The organism is Pseudomonas sp. Gutcm_11s, assembly GCF_028649395.1.
Lineage (GTDB): Bacteria > Pseudomonadota > Gammaproteobacteria > Pseudomonadales > Pseudomonadaceae > Aquipseudomonas.
The window spans coordinates 38,335-62,952 of sequence record NZ_JAQSUW010000003.1; the positions used below are offsets into that span (position 1 = coordinate 38,335).

General features: G+C 63.7%; 25 protein-coding genes, 1 tRNA gene and 2 pseudogenes. 16 read left to right on the top strand and 12 right to left on the bottom strand.

What is annotated here, in order from left to right; genetic code table 11:
- Positions 1–52: 52 nt before the first annotated feature.
- Entirely contained in the window at positions 53–967 is a 915-nt protein-coding gene (locus PTT45_RS00675; RefSeq protein ID WP_273810948.1) for a GGDEF domain-containing protein, read from the top strand.
- A 2-nt stretch (positions 968–969) separates the two neighbouring features.
- Entirely contained in the window at positions 970–2,004 is a 1,035-nt protein-coding gene (locus tag PTT45_RS00680) for an AraC family transcriptional regulator (RefSeq protein WP_273810949.1), read from the top strand.
- Here PTT45_RS00680 and PTT45_RS00685 read toward each other — a convergent pair.
- Entirely contained in the window at positions 2,001–3,020 is a 1,020-nt protein-coding gene (locus PTT45_RS00685) for a DMT family transporter (RefSeq protein ID WP_273810950.1), read from the bottom strand. The genes PTT45_RS00680 and PTT45_RS00685 overlap by 4 nt on opposite strands.
- 99 nt (positions 3,021–3,119) lie before the next feature.
- Between PTT45_RS00685 and PTT45_RS00690 the strand changes: the two genes are divergently transcribed.
- Positions 3,120–4,004, top strand: coding sequence for a LysR family transcriptional regulator (locus PTT45_RS00690; RefSeq protein WP_273810951.1), 885 nt, complete (start codon positions 3,120–3,122; stop codon positions 4,002–4,004).
- Between the two features lie 146 nt (positions 4,005–4,150).
- Here the strand turns inward: PTT45_RS00690 and PTT45_RS00695 are convergent, their stop codons facing one another.
- Both PTT45_RS00695 and PTT45_RS00700 read right to left on the bottom strand, forming a co-directional pair.
- The gene (locus tag PTT45_RS00695; RefSeq protein ID WP_273810952.1) at positions 4,151–4,789 is read right to left on the bottom strand and encodes an FMN-dependent NADH-azoreductase; all 639 of its coding nucleotides are present in this window, start codon (positions 4,787–4,789) and stop codon (positions 4,151–4,153) included.
- Positions 4,790–4,820: 31 nt separating this feature from the next.
- Positions 4,821–5,303: a GNAT family N-acetyltransferase gene (locus PTT45_RS00700; RefSeq protein WP_273810955.1), complete on the bottom strand. Its 483-nt coding sequence runs from the start codon at positions 5,301–5,303 to the stop codon at positions 4,821–4,823.
- A gap of 64 nt (positions 5,304–5,367) precedes the next feature.
- On the opposite strand from PTT45_RS00700, the gene pdxR (PTT45_RS00705) reads away from it, so the two are divergent.
- Positions 5,368–6,792 (top strand): MocR-like pyridoxine biosynthesis transcription factor PdxR, encoded by a 1,425-nt coding sequence (gene pdxR / locus PTT45_RS00705; RefSeq protein ID WP_273810956.1) that lies wholly within the window; start codon positions 5,368–5,370, stop codon positions 6,790–6,792.
- Positions 6,793–6,798: 6 nt separating this feature from the next.
- Here pdxR (PTT45_RS00705) and PTT45_RS00710 read toward each other — a convergent pair whose 3' ends face one another.
- A complete protein-coding gene (locus PTT45_RS00710; protein ID WP_273810958.1) occupies positions 6,799–7,278 on the bottom strand; it encodes a carboxymuconolactone decarboxylase family protein in 480 nt (159 codons plus the stop codon).
- 140 nt (positions 7,279–7,418) lie between these two features.
- Positions 7,419–8,933 (bottom strand): MocR-like pyridoxine biosynthesis transcription factor PdxR, encoded by a 1,515-nt coding sequence (pdxR, locus tag PTT45_RS00715; RefSeq protein ID WP_273810959.1) that lies wholly within the window; start codon positions 8,931–8,933, stop codon positions 7,419–7,421.
- A gap of 126 nt (positions 8,934–9,059) precedes the next feature.
- Here pdxR (PTT45_RS00715) and PTT45_RS00720 point away from each other — a divergent pair, with 126 nt between their 5' ends.
- From PTT45_RS00720 to PTT45_RS00750, 7 genes and pseudogenes are all read left to right on the top strand, one after another.
- Entirely contained in the window at positions 9,060–10,268 is a 1,209-nt protein-coding gene (locus PTT45_RS00720) for an NAD(P)/FAD-dependent oxidoreductase (protein ID WP_273810961.1), read from the top strand.
- 382 nt (positions 10,269–10,650) lie between these two features.
- The gene (locus tag PTT45_RS00725; RefSeq protein ID WP_273810962.1) at positions 10,651–11,046 is read left to right on the top strand and encodes a hypothetical protein; all 396 of its coding nucleotides are present in this window, start codon (positions 10,651–10,653) and stop codon (positions 11,044–11,046) included.
- A 38-nt stretch (positions 11,047–11,084) separates the two neighbouring features.
- A complete protein-coding gene (locus tag PTT45_RS00730; RefSeq protein WP_273810963.1) occupies positions 11,085–11,459 on the top strand; it encodes a hypothetical protein in 375 nt (124 codons plus the stop codon).
- Positions 11,460–12,536: 1,077 nt separating this feature from the next.
- Entirely contained in the window at positions 12,537–13,040 is a 504-nt protein-coding gene (locus PTT45_RS00735; RefSeq protein ID WP_273810964.1) for a hypothetical protein, read from the top strand.
- A 128-nt stretch (positions 13,041–13,168) separates the two neighbouring features.
- Entirely contained in the window at positions 13,169–13,489 is a 321-nt protein-coding gene (locus tag PTT45_RS00740; RefSeq protein ID WP_273810965.1) for a hypothetical protein, read from the top strand.
- Between the two features lie 408 nt (positions 13,490–13,897).
- Positions 13,898–14,056 (top strand): annotated as a pseudogene (locus PTT45_RS00745) (tyrosine-type recombinase/integrase); the annotation flags it as partial.
- Positions 14,057–14,058: 2 nt separating this feature from the next.
- On the top strand, positions 14,059–14,655 hold the full coding sequence (locus tag PTT45_RS00750; protein ID WP_273810966.1) for a hypothetical protein: 597 nt from the start codon (positions 14,059–14,061) through the stop codon (positions 14,653–14,655).
- Positions 14,656–14,742: 87 nt separating this feature from the next.
- On the opposite strand, the gene PTT45_RS00755 is transcribed toward PTT45_RS00750, so the two are convergent.
- Both PTT45_RS00755 and PTT45_RS00760 read right to left on the bottom strand, forming a co-directional pair.
- Positions 14,743–14,832: transfer RNA gene (locus PTT45_RS00755), tRNA-Ser, on the bottom strand.
- Between the two features lie 92 nt (positions 14,833–14,924).
- Entirely contained in the window at positions 14,925–15,119 is a 195-nt protein-coding gene (locus PTT45_RS00760) for a hypothetical protein (RefSeq protein WP_273810967.1), read from the bottom strand.
- Positions 15,120–15,308: 189 nt separating this feature from the next.
- Between PTT45_RS00760 and PTT45_RS00765 the strand changes: the two genes are divergently transcribed.
- The 4 genes from PTT45_RS00765 to PTT45_RS00780 all read left to right on the top strand — a co-directional run bounded on the left by PTT45_RS00765 (position 15,309) and on the right by PTT45_RS00780 (position 18,831).
- On the top strand, positions 15,309–15,998 hold the full coding sequence (locus tag PTT45_RS00765; RefSeq protein WP_273810968.1) for a crotonase/enoyl-CoA hydratase family protein: 690 nt from the start codon (positions 15,309–15,311) through the stop codon (positions 15,996–15,998).
- 171 nt (positions 15,999–16,169) lie between these two features.
- The gene (locus PTT45_RS00770; protein ID WP_273810969.1) at positions 16,170–16,901 is read left to right on the top strand and encodes a lysophospholipid acyltransferase family protein; all 732 of its coding nucleotides are present in this window, start codon (positions 16,170–16,172) and stop codon (positions 16,899–16,901) included.
- A 195-nt stretch (positions 16,902–17,096) separates the two neighbouring features.
- The gene (locus PTT45_RS00775; protein WP_273810971.1) at positions 17,097–17,768 is read left to right on the top strand and encodes a hypothetical protein; all 672 of its coding nucleotides are present in this window, start codon (positions 17,097–17,099) and stop codon (positions 17,766–17,768) included.
- 88 nt (positions 17,769–17,856) lie between these two features.
- A complete protein-coding gene (locus PTT45_RS00780) occupies positions 17,857–18,831 on the top strand; it encodes a magnesium and cobalt transport protein CorA (RefSeq protein ID WP_273810972.1) in 975 nt (324 codons plus the stop codon).
- Here PTT45_RS00780 and PTT45_RS00785 read toward each other — a convergent pair.
- Both PTT45_RS00785 and PTT45_RS00790 read right to left on the bottom strand, forming a co-directional pair.
- Positions 18,828–19,898, bottom strand: coding sequence for a sensor domain-containing diguanylate cyclase (locus tag PTT45_RS00785; protein ID WP_273810973.1), 1,071 nt, complete (start codon positions 19,896–19,898; stop codon positions 18,828–18,830). The genes PTT45_RS00780 and PTT45_RS00785 overlap by 4 nt on opposite strands.
- Before the next feature lie 68 nt (positions 19,899–19,966).
- Positions 19,967–20,695, bottom strand: coding sequence for an amidotransferase (locus tag PTT45_RS00790; RefSeq protein WP_273810974.1), 729 nt, complete (start codon positions 20,693–20,695; stop codon positions 19,967–19,969).
- A 338-nt stretch (positions 20,696–21,033) separates the two neighbouring features.
- Here PTT45_RS00790 and ptrC point away from each other — a divergent pair, with 338 nt between their 5' ends.
- Positions 21,034–21,243, top strand: a complete 210-nt coding sequence (gene ptrC, locus PTT45_RS00795) for a type III secretion system co-regulatory protein PtrC (protein WP_273810975.1) — start codon at positions 21,034–21,036, stop codon at positions 21,241–21,243.
- A 4-nt stretch (positions 21,244–21,247) separates the two neighbouring features.
- Here ptrC and PTT45_RS00800 read toward each other — a convergent pair whose 3' ends face one another.
- The 3 genes and pseudogenes from PTT45_RS00800 to PTT45_RS00810 all read right to left on the bottom strand — a co-directional run.
- Positions 21,248–22,024, bottom strand: a complete 777-nt coding sequence (locus PTT45_RS00800) for a substrate-binding periplasmic protein (protein WP_273810976.1) — start codon at positions 22,022–22,024, stop codon at positions 21,248–21,250.
- A 100-nt stretch (positions 22,025–22,124) separates the two neighbouring features.
- Positions 22,125–24,269, bottom strand: coding sequence for a 3-hydroxyacyl-CoA dehydrogenase NAD-binding domain-containing protein (locus tag PTT45_RS00805; RefSeq protein ID WP_273810977.1), 2,145 nt, complete (start codon positions 24,267–24,269; stop codon positions 22,125–22,127).
- Between the two features lie 16 nt (positions 24,270–24,285).
- A pseudogene (locus PTT45_RS00810) lies at positions 24,286–24,618 on the bottom strand (acetyl-CoA C-acyltransferase); the annotation flags it as partial.

Consider the following 24,618-nt stretch of genomic DNA (forward strand, 5'->3'; position numbering starts at 1 on the left):
GGTCATATGGCTCTGCTCTGCTGGCGCCCGAACGCACATTCGGGGAACCACCATGCCTTCGCTGCTCGGCCTGCACCGCCTGAAACTCGCCGGCCTGTTGCTGGCCGCCAACGTCGCGCTGCTGCTGCACCTGGGCGCCGGCGACATCAAGCCGCTGGGCGACTGGGTGTGGCTGGACATCCTCGGCGAGGGCGGCTCCGCCCTGCTCTGCCTGGTCTGGCTCGGCCTGCTGCTGAACAGCCGCCCGGCCGGGCGGGTCACCAACCTGCTGGCCCTGGGCCTGGGCCTGGTGTTCTTCTCCTGGTGGGTGGACTGCCTGGACGAGTTCATCGCCATCCCCGACGTGATCACCTGGGACCACTGGATGGAGTCGGTGCCGATGCCGATCGGCCTACTGCTACTGACCCTCGGCCTGTATCACTGGCACCTCGAACAACGCGCCATCAGCGCGCAGATGGAGAAGCGCGAGCGGCTGTTCCGCGAGCACCGCCTGTTCGACAAGCTGACCCCGCTGGGCGCCGCCGACTACCTGCGCCGCCAGCTGGAGCTGGGCCTGCAGGAAAGCGTGCGCGAGCAGCAGCCGCTGTCGCTGGTGATGATCGACCTCGATGGCTTCGACGCGATCAACCAGCGCTACGGCCATGCCGAGGGCGACCGCGTGCTGCAGGCCGTGCCGCAACTGCTGCTGCTCAACCTGCGCCAGCAGGACCTGCTGTGCCGCCTGGCCGGCGACCGCTTCGTCGCCCTGCTGCCCAACACCGGGGAAACCGTGGCGGCGCAGATCGCCGCAGAACTGGCCGAGGCCGTGCGCCACCTGGCCCATCGCTCGCGCCAGCATGGCGAGCGCATCCAGCTGCGCGCCAGCGTGGCCCAGGTGATGGCCATGCAGGAGAGTGCCGAGAGCCTGCTGCAGCGCCTCAACCTGGCGCTGGCCAAGGCCAAGCAACCGCTGGCCCTGAGCGCCTGACCATGCCCCTGCACTGCCCCTGGTACGAGAACGACAGCCGCTGCATCGCCGCGCACCAGCAGCCGGCCAGCCTGATCGAGCTGTGCCTGTCGCGCGGTATCGACAGCCATCGCCTGTTGCGCGGCACCGGTCTGTTCCTCGAGGACGTGCCCAAGGCCGACACGCGGATCAGCCCGGTGCAGTTTCTCAGCCTGATCGACAACGCCCAGCGCCTGCTCGACGCCGACGACACCAGCTTCCTCTTCGGCCAGCGCCTGCTGCCCGGCCACCACGGCGCCGCCAGCCAGGCGCTGGCACTGGCCAACAACCTGCAGCAGGCGCTGGAGCTGCTCGGCGAGCTGCGCGCCCTGCTCTCGCCGCTGCTCAGCCCGCGCCTGCTGCTGGACGAGCAGCACGCCTACCTGTACTGGCTGGACAGCTGCGGCGCCGGCGCGCAGCAGCGCTTCCTGCTGGAGGCGCAGATGACTGCGGTGGTGGCCATGAGCCGACGCCTGAGCGGCGAGGCACTACCCTGGCAGTTCCACTTCCGCCACGCCCAGCCCCGGCACATCGAACAGTACTGGGTGCACCTCGGCGAAAACCTGCGCTTCGATCAACCCTACGATCTGCTGCGCCTGCCGCGCGAGCACCTGACCCGCGCCTGGCCGCAGACCGTGCAGAGCACCGCCCAGGTGGCCTGTCAGCAGGCGCGCCAGCAGCTTGAGCTGCACGGCACCCGCGCCAGCCTGCTCGATACCCTGCAACGCTGGTTGCTGCGCAACGTGCGCCAGGCACCGAACCTGGAGCACGCTGCGGCGGCGCTGGGCATGAGCCCGACCACCCTCAAGCGCAAGCTGCACAAGCACGGCACCAGCTACCAGGAGCAGCACGACCGCGTGCGCCTGCTGGTGTCGCTGTACCTCTACCAGATCAAGGGCTACAGCAACGACGAGGTGGCCAGCCACCTGCGCTTCCACGACGCCACCAACTTCCGCCGCTCGTTCAAGCGCTGGACCGGCCTGGCCCCCAGCGCCCTGCGCCAACTGCTGGGTGGCTAGTCGCTACGCCGCTCACGCCTCGCCGAGCGGTTGAGCATGGGCGCCAGCAGGTTGCCGAACGGCAGCCGGCAGGCTCTCTTCGCATCGCTCGGCTCGGCCTTGGCCGCCGCCGGCTTGAGCCGCGAGATACCGAACATCACCAGCGCCAGGCCCGCCAGTTGGTAGACCGAGATGGCCTCACTGAGCAGCGCCCACGACGCGAAGATGGTCAACACCGGGCCGAGGTTGCCGATGGCCGCGGTCTGCGTCGGCCCCAGGCGCTGCACGGCCAGGGCCATCCAGTAGACCGGCAGCACCGTGGAGCACAGCGCCATCAGCGCGGCGTACAGCCAGACCTCGCTCGGCAGGCTGGCCAGTTGCGCGAACGAGCCGCCACTCACCGCGAAGTGCGCCAGCACCATGAACGACGAGGCCGTGCCGGCCAAGCCGGCCAGGCGCATGGAGCCGATGCGCTGCACCAGCACTCCGGTGCCGAAGTAGTAGAGGGCGTAGGTCACCGCGCTGGCGAACACCCAGGCGGCGCCCAGCAGCACCTGGTCGCCGGCATCGGCCACGCCGATGTCATGCACGAAGGCGATGCCCAGGCCGACATAGCAGATGCCCATCGCCAGCAGCGTGCGCCGGCTCGGCCGCTCGCGCAGAGCCACGGCCTGCAGCAGCAGGACCAGGGTCGGATAGGTGAACAGGATCAGCCGCTCCAGCCCGGCGCTGATGTACTCCAGGCCGTAGAAGTCGAACAGGCTGGAGAGGTAGTAGCCGAGCATGCCCAGCACCAGCACGCGCAGCACGCCGGACATGCCCATCGGCGCGCCGCCTTGGGCGCGGCTGAGCCACAGCAGCCAGAGGAACAGCGGCAAGGCCAGCACCATGCGCATGGCCAGCAGGCTGACCGCGTCCACCGGCCCGGCGGCGTAGGCGAGCTTGACGAAGATGGCCTTGAGGCTGAAGCCGGCCGCCGACATCACGGCGAACAGGCGGCCATCGGCGAGGCAACGCTGGTACAGGGAGGTGTTCATGGCAGTCCGCAACGGCAGCAAAGGCTTTATTCTGAGGCGAATAGTGATTGGCTAGAATCGCATTTTTCCGAAGGAAGCCTTCGCTAAAGGAGAACACCCATGCACTTCGACCTGGCCGACCTTCGCCTGCTGGCCGCTATCGCCAGCAGCGGCAGCCTGAGCAAGGCCGCAGCGAGCATCCCGGTGGCCGTGTCCGCCGCTAGCACCCGCCTGCGTCTGTTCGAAGAGCGCTGTGGGCTGAGCCTGTTCACCCGCACCGCCGCCGGCATGAGCCCGACCCCGGCCGGGCGCCTGGTGCTGGAGCGCGCGCGCAGCGTGCTCAGCGAGGCGGAGCAGTTGAAGGAGGCCTTAAAGGAGCTGAGCGGCCAACGCCGCATCACCCTGCGCCTGTCCGCCACCACGGTGGCCAACAGCACCTTCCTGCCGGCCACGCTCGGCCCCTTCCTGGCCGACTACCCGGAGGTGGACCTGCAGCTGATCGAGCAGAAGAGCGTGGAGGTGCTGCACGCCGTGCAGTCCGGCGACTGCGAGATCGGCGTGTACGACGGCAACCTGCCCACCGGCGGCCTGCTGTCGCTGCCGTTCCGCGACGACAAGCTGGTGATGCTGGTGCCGCGCGACCATCCACTGGCCAACCGCCAGGTCACCCAGCTGCGCGATGCTCTCGGCTACCCCTTCGTCTGCCTGCCGGCCGAGCGCGCCATGCAGCGCTTCACCGAGGAGATGGCGACCAAGTACGCGATGCCGTTGCAGGTACGCGTGCGCGCGCCGAGCTTCGACGCCATCGCCCAGCTGGTGGCGCAGCGCGTCGGCATCGCCCTGCTGCCGGAAGCAGCCGCCTCACGCCTGGCACTGGAGCTGCCGGTCAGCCTGGTGGCACTGGAGGATGCCTGGGCCAGCCGCGAGCTGCGCCTGTGCATCCACAGCTGGGAGGCGTTGTCGCCGCATGCGCGGCAACTGGTGACCTTCCTCTCCAGCCGCTAGGCCTCAGGAGCCGATGGCCTCCAGGCACAGCCAGCCGACGATCGAGAAGAACAGCACCGCCAGTAGAGAAATCAGCATCGCCTCGCCCCTTTTATTGATCACACCCGAAGCAGTGACCATGGAGCGCGGCGGAAGTTGAGGGCGTTTTAGCGCGCGGTGAAAAAGGCCCGTACCGCCGCCTCGCCCAGCTCGCGCGCCTCGGCAAGCGCCGTCTCGCCACGCGCCGTGCCTTCGACGGTGAAGAACTGCAGCGCCTGCAGGCCGACCGTGCCCAGCGCCGCCTGCAGATAGGGGCACAGGAAGTCCGGCTGGCGCGCCTGCTCGCCGCTGATCAGCCCACCCGAAGAGATGGCCACATACACCGGCCGGTCGCGCAGCACACCGACCTTGCCCTGCGGCGACGGCGTGAAGGTCACGCGTACCCGCACGATATGGTCGATCCACACCTTGAGCGCCGAGGGCACGGTGTAGTTGTGCATCGGCGTAGCGATCAGCAGCACGTCGGCCGCATCGAGCTGGCGAATCAGCTGGTGGGAACGCAGCTGCGCCGGCCCCGGATCGGGCAGGTCCACCGGCGAGGCCAGCGCCATGGCGTAGTCGCTATCGACGTGCGGCAGCGTGTTCAGGTCCAGATCGGTCAGCTCGATGGCACGGCCACCGGCCTGCAGCGCCAGGCCCTCGAGCACCTGCTGCGACAGGCGCAGGCTCTCGGAGTCGGCGCCGCGTGGGCTGCCGATCAGGCGCAGCACGCGCAGGGGGCTGGTGTCAGGGCTGGTCGAGGTCATGGCAGGCGTTCCGAAGTGTGCGGGAAGAGGTTCAAGGCGTATCGAGCAGCTTCTGGAAGCGCAGCGCTCCGGTCAGCAGGCCTTCACGGAAATAGAAGCGCTGCGCGAGCGCATTGGCCAGTGCGGTATCCAGCACCAGCCGCGCGCAGCCCTCGGCGCGGGCTACCCGCTCCAGCGCGCGCAGCAACCGTGCGCCCCACTGGCCGCCGCGCTGGGCCTCGGCGGTGACCAGGTCATCGACGTAGAGGAAGCGGCCGTAGACGAAGTTGTGTTGCAGACGATAGCCGGCCAGGGCCACCAGCACGGCGCCGTCGAAGGCGCCGACCAGGCGATAGCCCTCGCCGCGCATGCGCTCGACCGCGGCAACGAACTCGCCCTCGCCGGACAGGTGCGGGCGCAGCTCGCGCATCACCGGGTAGGCGGCGCGCAGGTCGCCGGGCCCGTCGAGCGGGCGTAGCGCCGGGTCGGCCAGGTCCAGCACGCTGGGCAGATGATGGTGGGATGAGTAGGTCATGGCGTCATCCTAGAGCGCCGATGCCACAATGCATTGATCCAAGAACGCACATATCGACTAGGCCATGACCGACTACCGCTTCGCCCCGCTCGCCGAACAGGATAGCGCCCCGCTCTATCGCCAGCTCTACGAGCGCGTGCGCGGCGCGATTGCCGCCGGCAGCCTGGGCCCCGGTGACCGCCTGCCCTCGGCGCGCGCCCTGGCCAAGGAGCTGGGCGTGGCCCGTGGCACCATCGAGCTGGCCTATTCGCTGCTGACCAGCGAGGGCTACCTGCTGGCGCGCGGCCAGGCCGGTACCGTGGTCAACCCGCACCTGCAGGCGCAGGCCGCCCCCATGAAACCGGCGCCGAGCCCGGCGCCGGCTGCCGAAGATGCGCCGGACAGCCTGTGGCGCCCGGGCCAGCTACTGCCGTTCCAGATGGGCGTGCCGGCGCTGGACGCCTTCCCGCGCAAGATCTGGGCGCGCCTCGGAGCACGCTACCTGCGCGGCATGCAGGCGGACGACCTGGACTACCCGCCGGCCCACGGCCTGCCCGCCTTGCGCAGCGCCATCGCCTCCTACCTGCAGGTCTCGCGGGGCATCGACTGCGGCGCTCATCAGGTGTTCGTCACCAGCGGCTGGCCGGCCAGCCTGGCGTTCGTCGCCCATGCCGTGCTCGGCGCCGGCCAGCGCGCCTGGGTGGAGGACCCGGGCTACCCGCCGGCGCGGCAGATCCTGCGCCAGTTCGGCCTGGAGCCGGTGCCGGTCGAGGTGGATGAGCAAGGCCTGAAGGTGGAACAGGGCATCGCCCTGGCCGCCGATGCACGCGTGGCGGTAGTCACCCCGGCGCACCAGAGCCCGCTGTCCATGACCCTCTCGCTGCCACGTCGGCAGGCCCTGCTGGACTGGGCCAGCAGCAGCGGCGCCTGGGTGGTGGAGGACGACTATGACGGCGAGTACCGCTACAGCAGCCGCCCGCTGCCGGCGCTGGCCAGCCTGGATCGGCATGGCCGAGTGTTCTACGCCGGCACCTTCAGCAAGGTGCTGTTTCCCGGCATCCGCCTGGCCTACCTGGTGGTGCCGCAGGCCCAGGTGGCGCGCTTCGAGCAGATCGGCCGCGCGCTGTTCGCCGCCGCCACGCCGCGCATGACCCAGGCGCTGGTCGCCGACTTCATCGCCGAGGGGCATTTCACCCGGCACATCCAGCGCATGCGCCGCCTGTACGGCGAGCGCCGCACCGAGACCATCGCCGCCCTCGAGCGTGGCCTGGCCGGCTGCTTGAAAGTGGAACAGTCGCCGGGCGGCATGAACCTGGTGCTGCGCCTGCCGGGCGACGCCAGCGACCGCCCGCTGGCCGATCACCTCCTGGCGCATGGCATGGCGGTACAGGCGCTGTCGCGCTGGTGGGCCTCGTCGCGCCGTGATTCGGCGCTGCTGCTGAGTTTCACCAACTGCACGTCGCCGGAACAGGCACAGCACCTCGGCGAGCTGATTCGCCAGGCGCTGTGAGCCCTCTCAGCTGAGGTTGGCCTTGTCCAGGCCGAACAGCTTATCGAAGGAGCCCGGCACGGCCTGGAAGGCGACATTCAGGCGGTTCCAGCCGTTGATGGCGACGACCAGGAAGGACAGGTCGGACAGCTCCGCTTCCGAGAACTGCTCGCGCACCGCCGCATAGATGTCGTCGGACACGCCGCGCGGCGACAGCGAGGTCAGTGCCTCGGTCCACTCCAGCGCGGCACGCTCGCGTGGCGAGAACAGCTGCGACTCGCGCCACACGGCGACATGGTGCAGGCGCAGCTCGCGTTCGCCGGCGATCTTCGCCTCCTTCACGTGCATGTCCACGCAGAAGGCGCATCCGTTGATCTGCGAGGCACGCAGGGTAACCAGGTGGGCGATCTCGGCCAGGTGCGGCTTCTGCCCCAGCAGATTGTTGAACTCCACGTACTTGCCGGAAATCTGCGGCGAGAGTTTGAAGTAGTCGAGGCGCTGGCTCATGGTCGTGGTCTCCTGCTGGGTTGGCGGCGCTGCCTGCCGCGAAGACGCGACGGCTGCCGGGGTGCAGTGACTCTAGGCAACGGCGGCCCATTCACCCAGTGCCAAGAGTGATTCTTTCGACTGGGCCATCGCGGCCGGGCTCAGCGCCCAGGCAGGCCCTCCAGCACCCGCCGCACCACCTGCGCCGACTCGAAGATCGCCTTTTCCTCGTAGGGCGCGAAGCCGATCACCAGACCCGGCGGACGCGGCGCGTGGCAATAGGCGCTGAGCGGCAGCGCATCCACGCCCTGCTCGAGCAGCGCCGCATAGGCCGCCGCCTCGTCCGCCACATGCAGACGGCAGGCGATATCGAGACCGGCGCGGATCGGCGGCACGTCGATCAGCCCGCGCCAGTGACGATGTGCGGCCTCGGCCAGGGCGTCGGCACGCGAGGCATAGAGCTTGCGCATACGGCGCACGTGGCGGTCGAAATGCCCCTCCTCTATGAAGGTGGCCATCACCTCCTGGCTGAGGCTGTTGGCGTGCCGCGCCATCAGCGCCAGCGCGCGGGTGAAGCTGTCCACCAGCTGCGGCGGCAGCACCAGGTAGGCCAGGCGGATGGACGGGAACATCAGCTTGCTGAAGGTACCAGCGAGAATCACCGAGCTGTCCGCCGCCGGCAGCGAGCGCAGCGCCGGGATCGGCTTGGCGATGAAGCGGTACTCGCTGTCGTAGTCGTCCTCGACGATGTAGGCGCCGCTCTGCGTGGCCCAGCGCAGCAGCTCCAGGCGCCGCGCCGGCGACATCTCGCCGCCCAGCGGCATCTGCCGCGAGGGCGTCACGTAGGCCAGCCGCGCCTTGGGTGCCAAGCGCATGCCGTCCTCGACCCGCAGGCCATGTTCATCCACCGGCACGTTGACCCAGCTGCAGCCGGACACCTGCATCAGCTGCCGCGCGCCCGGGTAGGCCGGGTCTTCCAGCCAGACCTGCTCGCCCTCCGGCACCAGCAGGCGCAGACACAGGTCGAGACCCTGCTGCACGCTGCTCAGTACCAGGATGCGCTCGGCCGACACCTGCACGCCGCGGGCGATGGCCAGGTAGCCGGCAATGGCCTCGCGCAGTGCCGGCAGGCCGGACGGATCGGAGTCGAGCAGGCTCGGCAGGCGCGAGGAGCGCAGCTGCTGGATATGCAGCTTGCGCCACAGGTCGACGGGAAAGGCGCTGACATCGCCGCGATGGGGAAAGAACGGCCGGCTGCCCGGCGTCACCGCACGCCGGCCGAACACCGGGCGGATCGCGCTCAGGCGCTCCACCCAGGGCGTGCTCGGCGGCGCGCGCTGCGGCTCGACGTTGGGGACCACCTTGCGCTGCACATAGCCGGCATGCAGCGTGGTGTCCGGCAATACCTCGCTGACATGGGTGCCGCTGCCGACCCGCGACTGCAGATAGCCCTCCGACAGCAACTGTTGATACGCCGCCTGCACTGTGCCGCGGGCCATCGTGTAGTGGTCCGCCAGGGCGCGCGTGCTGGGCAGCTTGGCCCCGGCCGGCAGGCGCCCACCCAGCACCGCCTCGCGCAGGCTCTGGTACAGCCATGCCTGCAGGCTCACCCCAGGCGCCGGCGCACCGAGCGGCAGGGACGATACGACCAGGGAGGAGCGTTTTTCAGGAGGCATGACGGCACCAAAGTGGACTAATGCATTACGACACTATTGGATCAATACCATGATCCATCCGAGGTGCAAACTCACTCCCGTCGTTCGAAACCACCCACAGTTCCTTTTCTCGATTCGGAGTGAGCCATGAAACAACAAATCCTGATCATCGGCGCCGGCTTCGGCGGCCTCTGGAGTGCCCTCAGCGCCGTGCGCCTGCTGGACCAGCACCAACGTCTCGACGTCGCCGTCACCGTGCTCGCTCCGCAAGCCGAGCTGCGCGTTCGTCCGCGCTTCTACGAGAGCGACATCTCCACCACCGTCGCCCCGCTGGGTGAGCTGTTCGACGCCGTGGGCGTCAACTTCATCCAGGGCAGCGCCACCGCCATCGACACCGACGGCAAGTGCGTGCGCTACCGCGACAGCCACGGCGCGCAGCAGGTTCTGGGCTTCGACCGCCTGATCCTCGCCGCCGGCAGCCAGGTTGCCCGCCCGGCCGTGGTCCCCGGTCTCGAGCGCTTCACCTTCGATGTCGACAGCTACGAGTCCGCCCTGCAACTCGACGACCACCTGAAAAGCCTGAGCGCCCTGCCCGACAGCCCGGCGCGCAACACCGTGGTCGTGGTCGGCGGCGGCTTCACCGGCATCGAAACCGCCACCGAAATGCCGGCGCGTCTGCGTGAAGTACTGGGCGAGCAGGCCGACGTCAATGTAGTGGTGGTCGATTCCGGCGCCGCCGTTGGCGCCGCCATGGGCCAGGCCATCGCCGAAGTCGTGGCCCAGGCCAGCGACGAGCTGGGCGTGACCTGGCGCCTGGGCTCGGCCGTGCAGGCCGTGGACGCCGATGGCGTGGTGCTCGCCAACGGCGAACGCATCGACGCCAAGACCGTGGTCTGGGCCGTGGGCGTGAAGGCCTCGCCACTGACCGAACAAGTCGCTGGCGAACGTGATCGCCAGGGCCGCCTGCACGTCGACCGCAACCTCAAGGTCCTCGGCCAGGACAACATCTTCGCCACCGGCGACACCGCCTACGCCGCCACCGACGACCTGGGCAACTACGCGCTGATGACCTGCCAGCACGCCATCGCCCTGGGCCGCTCGGCCGGCAACAACGCCGCCGCCGACCTGCTGGGCGTCGCCCCGATCCCCTACAGCCAGCACAAATACGTAACCTGCCTCGACCTGGGCGCCTGGGGCGCCGTGTTCACCGAAGGCTGGGAGCGCAAAGTGGTACTCACCCGCACCGAAGGCAAGGAACTGAAGACCCAGATCAACACCCAGTGGATCTACCCGCCAGTCGCCAACCGCGACACCGCGCTGGCCGCTGCGGACCCGCTGATTCCTGTTGTGGCCTAAGACTTTGCCCCTAACAAAAGCCCGGACCTGATCCGGGCTTTTGTGTTTTCAGAAGCACAAAACGCGAAAGCCCCGAGAGCATTTCTGCTTTCGGGGCTTTTATCTTTCTACCTGGAATTTAAGAACGGATTCGAACCCTATTCTTGCCGTTCCATTGCGTCGCAAAACCGCTCAATTTGCGGCTTTGGCACACCCTCCCGCTCACTGCATAGCTATCCGGCACAGTGACTTCGACGACTTTTCGACACCGCACCTGCAGGATCAGGCTACCTTGGTCGCTACGATCCAAGGTAGACGAGCGCAGGAGAGTCATTTCATAGCATTGCCCTCAGACTTTCCAGCCGGCTAATCTGCATTATCAACTCGACGCCAGGTCTGAAAAATGCGCCTTTCCTTGAGTGTCGCCGCAAGAAGTAGAGCTTTCGCGAAGGCAATGCGGCGCATACGCCCTAAATTCGCTTCATTGTTTACAGAATTTGAGGGCATGCAACTCGCAAACCCAATCCATGAAGCCATTCTGCTAGGCATCAGTGATGAATTGGATGGCGACGAAATTCAAATAACACCTAACTCAGAAGGATTCTTTCAGGTTATCTGTGGATTCGACAGCAAAACCCCATTCGATCCTGAAAATTATCAAATACTAGAGCTAACGCTATTTAGAATAATTAGATCCGCAGTAGAGACATGCCCATTTACCGAGCCAGACAAGAGAATGATGCTTGGGCTTATTAACACATGGGCAGCCAGAGAGCTTGCAGAAACCAGATTTAGCTAAACTTAAACCATTAGAAAAATCACAAAACCAGGCCTTACATGAATCAAACACAGCTCCTTCTATCAAAGGTCGCCATTCTTATCAGGGCTGGGGATAGCGAGCTTGTGGAGGACAGGAAGATTATTCCCTTGGCCAATGAACGATTCGCCGCTCGCATTTTTGTTCAACTAGCCAAAGACTACGATTACACCAAATCAAAGGAATTCATTGCTCTGACCGAGGGCAAGTCAGCAGCTTACGCCAAAGCTCTCAAGCGTCGCTTTCAGGAGCCAGTTTGCCGCGCAAAGAAGAAGGCAGAGTTTGTCGAAGCTATCGAAGCACTCGACTCGTCAGAGCAGATTCTGATTCTTTTGCCAGAGGAAGCCTCAGTCTCTGTGAAAGAGGCTCTTAAGCTGCTGCGAGAGAATGCCTAGCGCCAGCTTCGTCTCTCGAAGATAGGAATCTGAACCCTATTTTGCCGTTCCGTTGCGTCGCAAACCTGCTCAATCTGCAGCTTCGAAACACCCTTCCCGCTCACTGCGTAGCTATCCGGCACGGTGAACTCGACGCTTTTCGACACATTCACCGACGCATTGCAATACGACGCACTCGCAAGCTAGTCTGCTGCGGTAGCCAGCTCACTGGCAAAAGGACTTGCAGGCTTGGTGCATAAACATCTCCTCTGCTGCGAAAGCAGCTATCTACAGCCCTGCGCTGACCTGCAAAAAGAAATTTACCCACCAATTGGTCGGTTTCTTATACACCAATTGGTGTCTATTTATAGCAAGGGCTCTACGCGATGACAGAAATAACTATCAAGATATTTCATAGTCTCGACGGCCATCGAGAGCTGATTCGAACAATTCATGTGAATACAGAGTCAGCCAAAACCTTGAATGGATCGAGAGCCCTAAAGATTTTGCGCTTGCAGTTCCCTGAGCTTGGCTACGTTCACTCGCTCACAAAAACCGGCTCTGGCTGGCATCACTCTCGCGCTATTGAGTCAAAAGAAAATTGCTCATTTCACTACAAATGGGAGCACTACTATGTCTCTCAATAATCCTAACAACAGGTTCAAGCCGCTCGCTTCGCTCACTCGGAACCGGCTAAAGCCGGCCCCTTAACCAAACGTTAGGCCAAAGCTGAATGCTCACTGACGCAGAGAAAATCGCCCAAGGCCAAGAGCGCTGGCTTTGCCTTGACTGCACCAAAGACACAGACGCAAGCCAAGAGTATTACATGCTCAAGCTAAAGGTCTGGAAGTCAATAAACCCAAGAATTGACGGAATGCTTTGCCTCTCGTGCGCAGAGAAAAGGCTTGGACGAAAACTGGTACATAGAGACTTTATGCTTACGCCTGTGAATTTTGGTCAGGCCCGCGTGTGTCCAGCTCTTGCAGAGAGATTTTTCACTGACATACCGTAAAAGCCTAACAACAAGTTTAAGTCATTCGCTTCGCTCACTGGGACCGCTTTCCGCGGCCCCTTAACTTGAACGTTAGGCGTTTTCACATGAAGGCTAAAATTATCTGCGCAGCACTATTCTTAGCATTGATACGACCAGCTTTCAGCACCGAGATAACAAAGGAAGAAAGAGAGCAGTTTGAGCAAGAGTTTTGCGGCGAAGCTTGGGCGCACTTTCTGCCAGACGACCAAAAATTCACAGCAGAGAACGTAGAGCTTGCCGCCCTACAGCATGTGAACCCTGATAGTCGCTGCGTGCAAAATATAGAGCAGAAAGAATTCGACAGGATATATGAGGAAGTAAAAAATTCGGCTGCAAGCGCATTCAAAGACAGCAGCTCAGCATTCGAGGTCATGATCAAATTTGATCTAACCACTTCCAAGCCTGCGACATTTGAAATAATGGTAAAGGATGCTACTGAGGCCGACACAGAGCAGCTTACAGAATTTAAGTCCAACCTTGAAAAGATTAAAGACTTTCACTCAAATCAGGGAGCTATCTATATTGTCTTTCACTACAAAATCAAACCCAAAACCATCCCAAGCAGCTGAGCTTCGCCTAACAATGCGCTCAAAGTGCTCACTCCGTTCGCTGGGACCGGCTAAAGCCAGCCCTTACCAAACCTTAGGTGCATATGATCTCGATCCGGCAGCACGGAGATAACGAAGAGCTTTTCGATATGGCTGCGTTCAAGGCCGACATCGAAAAATTCTTCGTTATCGAAGAGTGGGAAATTCAAATTGATTGGTGCCTGGGAGACAGGGCCCAGGAAATTGAGGAAATCTCAGCCGAACCTACTCGCATAAAAAGCCTAGAATTCTGGCAGCTTTACGCAGGCATTCATCAAACGGTTGATGGCTGCTTTTCTGGGCTAAGCAATGGCATCGAGCGCTGCAGTCTTCAAGCCGTAGACTCCTCATTCTGGAATATCAGTGGGAGCATGGAGTTTGAAAAGCACATGAAGCGTATGTACGGCACTTATGTGAAGCCCAGCGCCTAACTAGGAGGTCGCTAGCCATGGAGGCTTTTCTTTTTTGCGCCACCGTGCTGATCAGCGCAGCACTATCTGGCGCTTGCTGCTCTGGAATCAAAAGCAGGCCTATTGCCTATACACTTGCAGCTTTAATTCCTTGGCTGGCTTTCCTGACCATAAACATATACTCAGAAACGCACTCATCCGATAGAGAAATAATCAGAGGAATCTGGGTTTTTCTACAAGCAACCATCGGCACTCTCCTTGCAATAATGGGCCTTCTGGGTTGTTGGATAGCGATCAAAATTTACAAATGAAAGCTCTCCATAGACCCCAACATAAGGAACACGGCGTGACGAAGGGAATTGCTCTATTAGTGCTGGCAGCGCTGACTTTTCTAGCCTCTTGGTACTGCCTAATGTGGGGCTTTTCTTCACCTTCGCGAGCCACTTTGTCATACGGGGTGGGAACATCTTGATCTTGCAAAAGATAATAGGACACTCCAGCCTTACGATGACTATGCGGTATGCGCACTTAGCGCCTGAGCATCTGCAGGAAGCGGTAATGCTGAATCCACTCGCCCCAAGGGAATGATCATGCGGCTCATCATCACAGTCATTCTGGGTCTCTTTGCACCAGTGTTAACGGCGGCCCCCTTAGTTGACCCTTGGGCAATCATGGCCGAGTCGCCCGACATGCTTGATCCCGAGGATGTCTACACGTCCTGCAGCGACAACCGTTTTGTCATCTCCCTGGATGCAGTAAACGCCCCAAGCGAGAAAGCAACCGCCCTGCCCGTAAAAAGCCCGCCGTGGGAGAAGGAAATTAGGTGCACGTTGAATGGACGCGAGATCACATCAACCCTGACTGTCGCAGAACCTCGCCCCACCGGCATCTGCGGTGCTACCCACCACATTGAGGGCAACTTGGCCGTCGATAACGCGCGGCTGCTTGGCAATTCAAACTTCGCCAACTACTGCAGCATGAGCGGTATATCTAGCCTTTCTCTAAAGACTCGTACAGACGGTGGCTTGGCAGAGCTGATTATCTGCACATATGAGAGTGGTCACGGCAATACAAGCGCTACGCATGTTTATGCCTGCCGCAGCTATGATGCCGATGCGCTGATGGCAAAAGGAGTCACGCTGACTGACGGTGGCCTAGACAACAACGCCCAGACAGCAAAGCCATAAGGCCAGACCCGTTTCGACAGTTCATAGCCCAGAAAAGCAAAAAGCCCCGAGAACTCAAAAATTCTCAGGGCTTTATGTGTAGCTATCTGGCGGTGAAGGTGGGATTCGAACCCACGATACGGTTTCCCGTATACACACTTTCCAGGCGTGCTCCTTCAACCGCTCGGACACTTCACCGGATCTCGCCGAACCAGTCTGGTCCGTCGAGGCGCGCTAATGTAGCCGCACGGTTCTCCGAATGCAAACTTTTTTTCAGTCGATTCATGCGCTTATGCAGAGCGGCGAGGTTTCACCTCGGCGGCTTCGAGTCGCTGGCCGCCGAACAGCAGGAAGCCGAGCGAGACGAACAGGCTGAACAGGAACAGCTGCAGCACGCCGGCCTGGTTGTGGCTGTAGGGACTGGCGGCCAACAACGTCAGGCCGAGCAGCATCAGTGGTAATAGATAAGGAATGAAACGCGACATGGGGACTCCTCAGGTTCGCGACCAACCTAAGTCACTACTCGGTATAGCAACCAATTGGCGATGCCGATGGCGCCGATAGCCTGTCACCGACAGGCGGATGACCCTCCGGTCAGCCAAAGCGCTTTACCCGTGGCCCTGTGCTGGGTAACGTCAGCGCCACTTCCCGCAACCTGGACTAGGACTTCCGCCATGAGCGACCTGATCAGCTACCAACTCGAAGACGGCATCGCCACCCTGACCCTCAACAACGGCAAGGTGAATGCCATCTCCCCGGACGTGATCGCCGCCTTCAATGCAGCCCTGGACCAGGCCGTGCAGGATCGCGCCGTGGTGATCATCACCGGCCAGCCGGGCATCCTCTCCGGCGGCTACGACCTCAAGGTAATGACCTCCAGCCCGCAGAACGCAGTGGCCCTGGTCACCGCCGGCTCCACCCTGGCCCGCCGCATGCTGGCCCACCCCTACCCGATCATCGTCGCCTGCCCGGGCCACGCCATCGCCAAGGGCGCCTTCATTCTGCTCTCGGCCGACTATCGCATCGGCGTCGAAGGCCCGTTCAACATCGGCCTGAACGAAGTGCAGATCGGCATGACCATGCACCACGCCGGCATCGAACTGGCGCGTGATCGCCTGCGCAAGGCCGCCTTCCACCGCTCGGTGATCAACGGCGAGATCTTCGACCCGGCAGGCGCCGTGGATGCGGGCTTCCTCGACAAGGTCGTACCAGCCGAGCAGCTGCAAGCCACCGCTATCGCCGCCGCCCAGCAGCTGAAGAAGATCAACATGACCGCGCACAAGAACACCAAGCTGAAGGTTCGCAAGGCCCTGCTGGAAACCCTGGACAAGGCCATCGAGCTGGACCAGCAGCACCTCGGCTGACAGCTCGCAGGCAACCCAACAAGCCCGGCCCAGTGCCGGGCTTGTTGTTTGCGGGGAAGACCGCCGATCAGGCGCGGAAATGCATTGAAATAACCTCTGATCGGGATCAATTGCCGGCAGCAGTGCACGCCCGTACACTGCGCGCCTTTTTGTCTGCCTGAAGGCTTACCGATGCTTTTCCTCGCGCGCATGTTGTTGATGGGCCTGCACTTCCTGATTGCCGGCGTGCTCGGCCTGCTGCTTGGCCTGTGCCGGCCGTTCAACCCGGACAACAGTCGCCTGTGTGCACGCCTGTATTCGCTGCCGGCCCTGTGCATGCTGCGCCTGCGGGTGAAGACCGAGGTGAGCAGCCTGTTCGGCCAGGATCGCCCCTGTGTGGTGGTGGCCAACCATCAGTCCAACTACGACCTCTACGTACTGGGCCGCGTGGTACCGCCGCGTACCGTGAGCATCGGCAAGAAGAGCCTGAAGTGGGTCCCCTTCTTCGGCCAACTCTACTGGCTGGCGGGCAACGTGCTGATCGACCGTGGCAACGGCCGCAAGGCCAAGCAGGCCATGCTGAAAACCACCGAGACCCTGCAGCAGCGCGACACCTCCATCTGGGTGTTCCCGGAAGGCACGCGCAACCTGGGCAAGGGTCTGCTGCCATTCAAGAAAGGCGCCTTCCAGATGGCCATCGCCGCCGGCGTGCCGATCATTCCGGTGTGTGTCAGCACCTACGCCGGTCGCCTCAAGATCAACAGCTGGAGCAGTGGCAAGGTGATGATCCGCTCGCTGCCGCCCATCCCTACCCTGGGCCTGACCCTGGATGACCTGCCGCAGCTGATGGAACGCTGCCAACAGGCGATGCGCGAGTGCATCGAGCAGCTCGATAACGCGATAACCGCCAAAACTCCGGCCTAAAAAACCCTTTCCAATCGGACGCTTGGCACATAGCCACCAGTTAGTTATGGTGCCAACTCTGCACTGGATGCACCTGCAGGCATGGAGGCCTGAGCCATTACCGTTTCGGTCATGAAGCGGGCCTCTGACGAGTACCGGATGTGAACGCCCTGTCGTGCGCACCGGCCCATGAATTACGTCAGAAGAACCTTACCTATGCGAATCTCCTCCGCTCTCAAACTGTGCGGCGCTCTGCTTGCGGCTGCGCTGACCACCGGTTGCGTCTCCTCCATCCCGTTCGAACAACAACTGCCACAGCCGGCCTACCAGAACGACGACAGCGTGCTGATCACCGTCATCGACAACCGCACCCGCGTGCAGAAAGGCAAGCCCCGCGACTTCATTGGCGTGGCCCATGGCTCGTTCGGCATTCCCTTCGACTGGAGTGTGCCTCAGGTTCTTGCCGTGGCTGATGGCGACAAGGAACGCGATCTTGCCGCCTTCCTCGAGCATCGCCTGAGCAGCGGCCTGCAGCAGAAGGGCTGGCAGGCCAAAACCGTGAAGATGGACCACCTGCCCAGCGCCGCCGAAGCGGAGGCCGCACTCAAGCAGGCCAACGCCAAGACCCTGCTGGCACTGGAGCTGAAGGAGTGGTACTTCAGCATCAACCTCAACTGGGTATCGGACTTCAACTTCGACACCGACACCAATGTCCACGTGTACCAGATCGACAATGGCGAAGTGCTCAGCAAGAACATCGCCGAGCGTGACGTGATCGTGCAGAAGGCCAGTGACTCCCCGCAGAACAACATCCTGATTGCCTACCGCGAGCAGCTGCGACAGATCGTCGACGACCCACAGGTACGCGGCGCCCTGGCGAAGCAGTAACCCCGAAGGCCCGGCATAGTCCGGGCCTTTTGCTACCTGGCACACGGTCCTGGGTTAAGCTGCGGCATCGCCATGCAGAGGACAGCCCATGGGTCAGGTCGTTGCCGCCGCCGCTTACCACAAAGGCAGGAAAGTCGCCGATATCGCCCTGAACCAGGGACATGAATGGGCCTCGCAGCCCGAGCACTTCGTCTGGATCGGCCTGCGCGACCCCGCCGCCCCGGAGTTCAGCATCCTGCAGCAGCAGTTCGGCCTGCACGAACTGGCGCTGGAAGACGCCCTGGCCCAGCACACCCGGCCCAAGCTGGAGACCTTCGGCGATGCCCTGTTCATGGTGGTGTACTCGCCGGTCCGTCGCGCCGATGACCGTCTGGAGTTCGTCGAAACCCAACTATTCGCCGGCAAGGGCTACGTGATCAGCGCCCGCTACGGCGACTCCGCGCCCTACTCCGCCGTGCGCCAGCGCTGCGAGGCGCGCCCGCTGCTGCTGGAGCACGGCGAGGACTTCGTGCTCTACGCCCTGCTCGCCTTCGTCATCGAGAACTACCGGCCGCTGCTGGACAGCGTGCACACCGAGCTGGAAGACATCGAACAGACCGTGCTGGACCGCCCGCTGACCCAGGCCGACGTCGAGCGCATCCATAGCCTGCGCCGCGACCTGCTGCGCCTGCGTCGCCAGGTGGCCCCGTTGTCGGAGATCTGCCAGGAACTGCAGCAGCTGGAGTTCCCCTTCATCGACAAGCACATGCGTCCGTACTTCCGCGACATCGCGATTCACGTCAACCGGCTGATGGAAGACCTCACCGGGCTGCGCGAGATGGCCGACCACGCCATCGAGATCGGCCTGCTGCTGGAATCCTCGAGGCAGAGCCTGACCCAGCGCAAGTTCGCCGCCTGGGCGGCGATCCTGGCCTTCCCAACGGCGGTGGCAGGCATCTACGGGATGAACTTCCAGAACATGCCGGAGCTGACCTGGCACTACGGCTATTTCGGCGTGCTCGGAGTGATCGGCCTGGGTTGCGCCGGGCTGTTCGCCAACTTCAAGCGGATGGGCTGGCTCTAGCGAGCGTTGCGGCGCTCGCGCTTGTCGGCGTACATGCGCTCGTCGGCCAGGGCCAGCACGCCATCGAGAGTCACCCCGGCGCAGTCCTCGACCTCGACGATGCCGATGCTGGCGGCCAGCGGGAATAGTTGCCCGTCCTCGTTGCAGGCTGCCACGGCCTGCTGCAGGCGCTCGCGCAGGCTGTCGCCGGCGAGCCCCGGGGCCAGCACGCAGAATTCGTCGCCGCCCATGCGCGCCGCCACATCGGCGTCGCGCAGCACCTGGCGCAGCACATCCGCCGCGCAGCGCAGCAGCGCATCGCCAGCCTCGTGGCCGGCCTGGTCGTTGACCTGCTTGAGGCCGTCCAGGTCCATCAGCATCAGGGTGTAGCCGCCGCCATAGCGGGCCGCGTGGCGCAGCGCCTGGTCGGCCAGCAGGTAGAAGCCGCGACGGTTGTGCAGCTCGGTCAGCTCATCAGTCATCGACAGCCGATGGATGCGGTCGTAGGCCTGCTGCAGCTCACGGGTGCGTTCCTGCACCTTAAGCTCCAGGCTCTGGTACAGCTGCACGCTTTCGATGGCTACCGACGTGGAGTCGGCCAGGGCCTGCAGTAGCTGCACTTCCTCGGCGCAGGGTTGATGGTGCTCGGCCCAGTAGTTGCCAATGGCGCCGATGGGGTCGCGGGTGCGGATCGGCACCATCACCAGGCTTTTCACGAAGGTCGGCCGATAGGCCTCATGCGGAATGCGCGGATCGGCGTAGATATCGGGGATCACCGCCGGCTCGCTATTGAGCATGGTCCAGCCGCTGATGCAGGTCTCTATCGGGAAGCGCTTGCCCTTCCACAGCGGCGCCACGGCGTCCTCGTCGGCGTAATGACAGAGTTCCCCGTCGCGCAGCACGAAGGTGGCGCCATCGCAGCCGGTCAGGCGGCGCGCGGCGCGGCGCACGATGTCCTGCACGCCGGCCAGGTCACGCGCCAGCGACAGCTCCTGAACCACGTGCAGAAGGTGACGCATGCCCTGCTGGTAGCGCTCGCTGGTCCAAGACCGCTGCGAGGCGGGCTGCACCGGGGTATCACTGTGCATCGTTTCTCCGCTATGGCGCCCCGTACTTCCTAGGACATCGGACGCCAGACTGCATTGACGGGAACGGGTCAGGCGGGCTGGGCACCCTTGCCCTGCGCGACGAAACGCATCATCCACTCGGCCACCGTGGCGCCCTGGTGGGAGTGAGCGAGGCTGGCCACGGCGTTGCTGTAGACCGGCTCGCCGATGCACTGCTGGCGGATGTCGAGCAGCGCGCGGGAATAGTCATGGACGAATTCCGGGTGGCCCTGGAAGCACAGGACCTGGTCCTCGATGCAGTACGCCGCCATCGGGCAGAACTCGCTGGAGGCCAGCAGGGTGGCATTGCTTGGCAGCGCAGTGACCTGGTCCTGGTGGCTGATCAGCAGGGTCAGCTGGTCCAGCGCCGGGGTCATCCACTGCGCCTGCTGCTTCATCTCGTAGTGGTGGATGCCCACGCCCCAGCCCTGGGTCGCGCGCTCGGCACGACCGCCGAGCAGCAGGGCCAGCAGCTGATGGCCGAAGCAGATGCCGAGCAGCTTGTCGCCATTGTCGTAGCGCTCAAGCAGGTAGGTCTTGAGGGGCTGGATCCATGGATCACTGCCGAACGAGTCGGCCTTGCTACCGGTCACCAGGTACGCGTCGTAGCGCTCGCCCTCGGCCGGGTAATGGCCCTGCACCACGTTGAAGACTTCGAAGCTGGCCGCCAGCGGCTGCTGGGCGAACAGGCGTTCGAACATGCGGCCGTAACCCTGATATTGGTCGACGAGTTCGGGGCGGAGTACATCGGTTTCCAGAATGCAGATACGCAGAGACATGGAGCGGACTACCTGAAACAGCCGGGGGTGAAAGAAGAGGTGTTTAGCGTGCATCGAAGCGGTAGCGAACGCAACAGCCACAAGGCTTCGAGCGATATCCGGCAATCATCAGCGGTTTCGATACCTACCATGCCGCGCATTCACTTCTGCGCGGCAAGCGGCTCGGCAAAGATGCAGCCACACCCAACCAGCAAGGAGAACCACCATGAGCAGTTTCGCCGCCCTCGCCAGCCTGATCGCCGCTTCCGCCTTCCACAGCGCGCCGGCTTCCAGCCAACAATCGCAACCGGCCAACGCCCGCCAGTAACCCTGGCGGTGTCCCCTCAGGAGGATCAGTCGTGACCATCACCGAAGCCTTCAGCAGCACCAACACCTACGGCGTGACCTACGTCAGCCTCAGCGATTCGGGCCTGAATTTCGAGTCCGAAGCCGCCGTGCACATGGACGACGGCAGCCTGCTGACCCTGCGCATGCCTACCCGGCAGAGCGAGAAGCTGGCCATCCATTCGCTGATCTGCATGGAAAATGGCTGGTGCCAGGCCGCCTGAACGGTCACTGACCGAGCAGGCGCGCCGCCACCTCGTCGCCCAGATGCCGGGCGAGAATGCGCTGCCAGCTGCCATCCTGGCGCATGGCCGCGAAGGCCTGACGCATCTCCAGCTGCACGCCCTGCGCGTCCTTCAGCATCGGACTGCCGGCGATGAAGCTGCGCGATACCCCCACCGGTCGCCCCTCCAGTAGGGCGCTTGCCGGATAGTCCAGGCGTCGCCACAGATAGTGGGCACGCAGATCGATCTCATACCAGGCCAGCACCCGCCCGCTGTACAGCATGCGCGCCGCCTGCTCCGGGTCGGTCACCTCGACCACCGTCTGCCCTTCCTGCTTTAACGCCAGCGCCTCTTGTGCGCGCGGCGTGCCGCCCATCACCACCACCGGGCCGGCAGCGAGAGCTTCTTTCAGGCTATCGAAACGCTGCCGCGGGCTGGCCAGCATGTAGGAAGTGTTCAGTACATCGAGCAGCCAGACGAAGCCCTGCTCACGCTCGGCGGTGCGCCCCAGGTTGAGCACGATGCCCTGTGGGTCGTTCGCCACCTCCAGCTGCACGCGCTTCCACGGCACGCTGCGGTAGATGCATTCGCGCTGCATGCGCCGGCACAGCTCGTCCATCAGGTCACCGAACACCCCGCGGTCGCTCGGCTTGTCATCGGCGAAAGGCATCTGCCCCTGGCCGACATAGACGTTCAGCGCCTGCCCGGCACCGGCAATGGCCGACGCCAGCGACAGACCGGTCGCCAGAAGAAAACCCACCCATCCCGAATGCGTGCTCACGCGCCAGCAACTCCCCCGATGCGCTGAGGGCAAGACTGACAGAAAGCCCATGAAAAGCAAAACCGGCCACAAGGGCCGGTTCGCTTGGTCCGCAGGGTGATCAGAAGCCCTCGCCCTTGGCTGCCTTCTCCAGCAGCAGGGCCGGCGGCAGGAAGCGCTCGCCATACTGCTCGGCCAGGTACTGGGCGCGGGCGACGAAGTCCTTCACACCGTACTGGTTGATGAACTGCAGCGCACCGCCGGTCCAGGCGGCAAAGCCGATGCCGAAGATCGAGCCGATGTTGGCGTCGGCCACCGACTTCAGCACACCCTCCTCCACGCAACGCACGGTTTCGATGGCCTGGATGAACAGGATGCGATCACGCACGTCCTCCTGGGAGATCTGCGCGTCCATCTTCTCGAAGCGAGCCTTGAGCTCCGGCCACAGGCGCTTCTTGCCACCTTCGGGGTAGTCGTAGAAACCGCCACCGGCGGCCTTGCCCGGACGCTTGTACTCCTTGAGCATCAGCTCGATGACGTTGAACGCCGGGTGCTGCGGGATCTGCTTGCCCTCGGCGGCCAGGTCGGCAACGGTCTGCTGGCGGATGTGCTCCATCAGGCTCATCGACACTTCGTCGCTGATCGCCAGCGGGCCCACCGGCATGCCGGCCTTGCGCGCCTCGTTCTCGATCATCGCCGCGCTCACGCCCTCGCCAAGCATGGCGATGCCTTCGTTGGTGAAGGTGCCGAACACCCGCGAGGTGAAGAAGCCGCGGCTGTCCTCGACCACGATCGGGGTCTTCTTGATCTGCAGCACGTAGTCGAAGCCACGGGCCAGGGTCTCGTCGCTGGTCTTGGCGCCGCGGATGATTTCCACCAGCGGCATCTTGTCGACCGGGCTGAAGAAGTGCAGGCCGATGAACTTGTCCTGCTTCTGCACCGCGGTGGCCAGGCCGGTGATCGGCAGGGTCGAGGTGTTGGAAGCGACCACGGCATCCGGCAGCGCGGCGGCCTCGGCGGCGGCGTTGACCTTGGCCTTGAGGTTACGGTCTTCGAACACCGCCTCGATGATCAGGTCGCAGCCTTCGAGATCGGCATCGCTGGCGGTCGGCTTGATGCGGGCGAGGAAGGCATCGCGCTTCTCGGCGGTCATGTGGCCGCGGCTGACCTTCTTGTCGAGCAGCTTGGCCGAGTAGGCCTTGCCCTTCTCCGCCGCCTCGATGGACACGTCCTTGAGCACCACCTCGATGCCGGCCGCAGCCGACACATAGGCGATGCCGGCGCCCATCATGCCGGCGCCGAGCACGCCGACCTTCTTGGTCACGTACTGCGGGATGCCCTGCGGGCGCGAGCTGCCGGCGTTGATCTCGTTGAGCTGGAACCAGAAGGTGCCAATCATGTTCTTCGCCACCTGGCCGGTGGTCAGCTCGGTGAAGTAGCGCGCCTCGATGATCTGCGCGGTGTCGAAGTCGACCTGGGCACCCTCGACGGCGGCGCACATGATCTTCTCCGGCGCCGGGAAGCAGCCCTTGGTCTTGTCGCGCAGCACGCTCGGCGCGATGGCCAGCATCTGCGCCACGGCCGGAGTGCTCGGCGTGCCGCCGGGGATCTTGTAGCCCTTCACGTCCCACGGCTGCGCGGCAGTCGGGTTGGCGGCGATCCAGGCGCGGGCCTTGGCCAGCATCTCGTCCGGGGTAGCGGCGATATCGTGGATCAGGCCGGCCTTGAGCGCGGCGTCCGGGCGTACCTTCTTGCCTTCGGCCAGGTACGGCAGGGCCTTTTCCAGGCCGAGGATGCGCACCATGCGCACCACGCCGCCGCCGCCCGGCAACAGGCCGAGGGTCACTTCCGGCAGGCCCAGCTGCACGCTGGAATTGTCCAGCGCGATGCGATGGTGGCAGGCCAGGCAGATTTCCCAGCCGCCGCCCAGCGCGGCGCCGTTGATCGCGGCCACCACCGGTTTGCCCAGGGTCTCCAGGCGGCGCAGCTGGCCCTTGATGTTGAGGATCATGTCGTAGAACGGCTTGGCGTCGGCCTTGGTGACCTTGATCAGCTCGTTGAGGTCGCCGCCGGCGAAGAAGGTCTTCTTCGCCGAGGTGACGATCACACCGGCGATGGAGTCCTTCTCGGCTTCCAGTCGCGCCACGGTGGCACCCATGGCCTCGCGGTACACCGCGTTCATGGTGTTGGCGCTCTGGCCGGGCATGTCGATGGTCAGGACGACGATATTGTCCTGGCCCTTTTCGTAACGGATGGCGTCAGTCATTTTTCTTATCCCCGCCTCAAACTCGTTCGATGATGGTCGCGATGCCCATGCCGCCGCCGACACACAGCGTGGCCAGGCCGTAGCGCAGCTCGCGCTTCTCCAGCTCGTCGAGCAGGGTGCCGAGGATGGCGCAGCCGGTGGCGCCCAGCGGGTGGCCCATGGCGATGGAGCCGCCGTTGACGTTGACCTTGTCCTCGCTGACGCCCATGTCCTTCATGAACTTCATCACTACCGAGGCGAAGGCTTCGTTGACCTCGAACAGGTCGATGTCTTCCACCGAGAGCCCGGCCTTGGCCAGCGCCTTGCGGGTGGCCGGCGCCGGGCCGGTGAGCATGATGGTCGGGTCGGT

Coding starts and splice junctions, on each gene's coding strand:
- PTT45_RS00720 (WP_273810961.1), top strand. CDS start 9,060: ATGAAACAACAAATCCTGATCATCGGCGCCGGCTTCGGCGGCCTCTGG.
- PTT45_RS00805 (WP_273810977.1), bottom strand. CDS start 24,269: ATGACTGACGCCATCCGTTACGAAAAGGGCCAGGACAATATCGTCGTC.
- PTT45_RS00690 (WP_273810951.1), top strand. CDS start 3,120: ATGCACTTCGACCTGGCCGACCTTCGCCTGCTGGCCGCTATCGCCAGC.
- PTT45_RS00680 (WP_273810949.1), top strand. CDS start 970: ATGCCCCTGCACTGCCCCTGGTACGAGAACGACAGCCGCTGCATCGCC.
- PTT45_RS00770 (WP_273810969.1), top strand. CDS start 16,170: ATGCTTTTCCTCGCGCGCATGTTGTTGATGGGCCTGCACTTCCTGATT.
- PTT45_RS00675 (WP_273810948.1), top strand. CDS start 53: ATGCCTTCGCTGCTCGGCCTGCACCGCCTGAAACTCGCCGGCCTGTTG.
- PTT45_RS00685 (WP_273810950.1), bottom strand. CDS start 3,020: ATGAACACCTCCCTGTACCAGCGTTGCCTCGCCGATGGCCGCCTGTTC.
- PTT45_RS00765 (WP_273810968.1), top strand. CDS start 15,309: ATGAGCGACCTGATCAGCTACCAACTCGAAGACGGCATCGCCACCCTG.
- pdxR (WP_273810956.1), top strand. CDS start 5,368: ATGACCGACTACCGCTTCGCCCCGCTCGCCGAACAGGATAGCGCCCCG.
- PTT45_RS00735 (WP_273810964.1), top strand. CDS start 12,537: ATGAAGGCTAAAATTATCTGCGCAGCACTATTCTTAGCATTGATACGA.
- PTT45_RS00695 (WP_273810952.1), bottom strand. CDS start 4,789: ATGACCTCGACCAGCCCTGACACCAGCCCCCTGCGCGTGCTGCGCCTG.
- pdxR (WP_273810959.1), bottom strand. CDS start 8,933: ATGCCTCCTGAAAAACGCTCCTCCCTGGTCGTATCGTCCCTGCCGCTC.
- PTT45_RS00785 (WP_273810973.1), bottom strand. CDS start 19,898: ATGCACAGTGATACCCCGGTGCAGCCCGCCTCGCAGCGGTCTTGGACC.
- PTT45_RS00740 (WP_273810965.1), top strand. CDS start 13,169: ATGGCTGCGTTCAAGGCCGACATCGAAAAATTCTTCGTTATCGAAGAG.
- PTT45_RS00730 (WP_273810963.1), top strand. CDS start 11,085: ATGAATCAAACACAGCTCCTTCTATCAAAGGTCGCCATTCTTATCAGG.
- PTT45_RS00790 (WP_273810974.1), bottom strand. CDS start 20,695: ATGTCTCTGCGTATCTGCATTCTGGAAACCGATGTACTCCGCCCCGAA.
- PTT45_RS00780 (WP_273810972.1), top strand. CDS start 17,857: ATGGGTCAGGTCGTTGCCGCCGCCGCTTACCACAAAGGCAGGAAAGTC.
- PTT45_RS00700 (WP_273810955.1), bottom strand. CDS start 5,303: ATGACCTACTCATCCCACCATCATCTGCCCAGCGTGCTGGACCTGGCC.
- PTT45_RS00710 (WP_273810958.1), bottom strand. CDS start 7,278: ATGAGCCAGCGCCTCGACTACTTCAAACTCTCGCCGCAGATTTCCGGC.
- PTT45_RS00775 (WP_273810971.1), top strand. CDS start 17,097: ATGCGAATCTCCTCCGCTCTCAAACTGTGCGGCGCTCTGCTTGCGGCT.
- PTT45_RS00750 (WP_273810966.1), top strand. CDS start 14,059: ATGCGGCTCATCATCACAGTCATTCTGGGTCTCTTTGCACCAGTGTTA.
- PTT45_RS00760 (WP_273810967.1), bottom strand. CDS start 15,119: ATGTCGCGTTTCATTCCTTATCTATTACCACTGATGCTGCTCGGCCTG.
- PTT45_RS00725 (WP_273810962.1), top strand. CDS start 10,651: ATGCGCCTTTCCTTGAGTGTCGCCGCAAGAAGTAGAGCTTTCGCGAAG.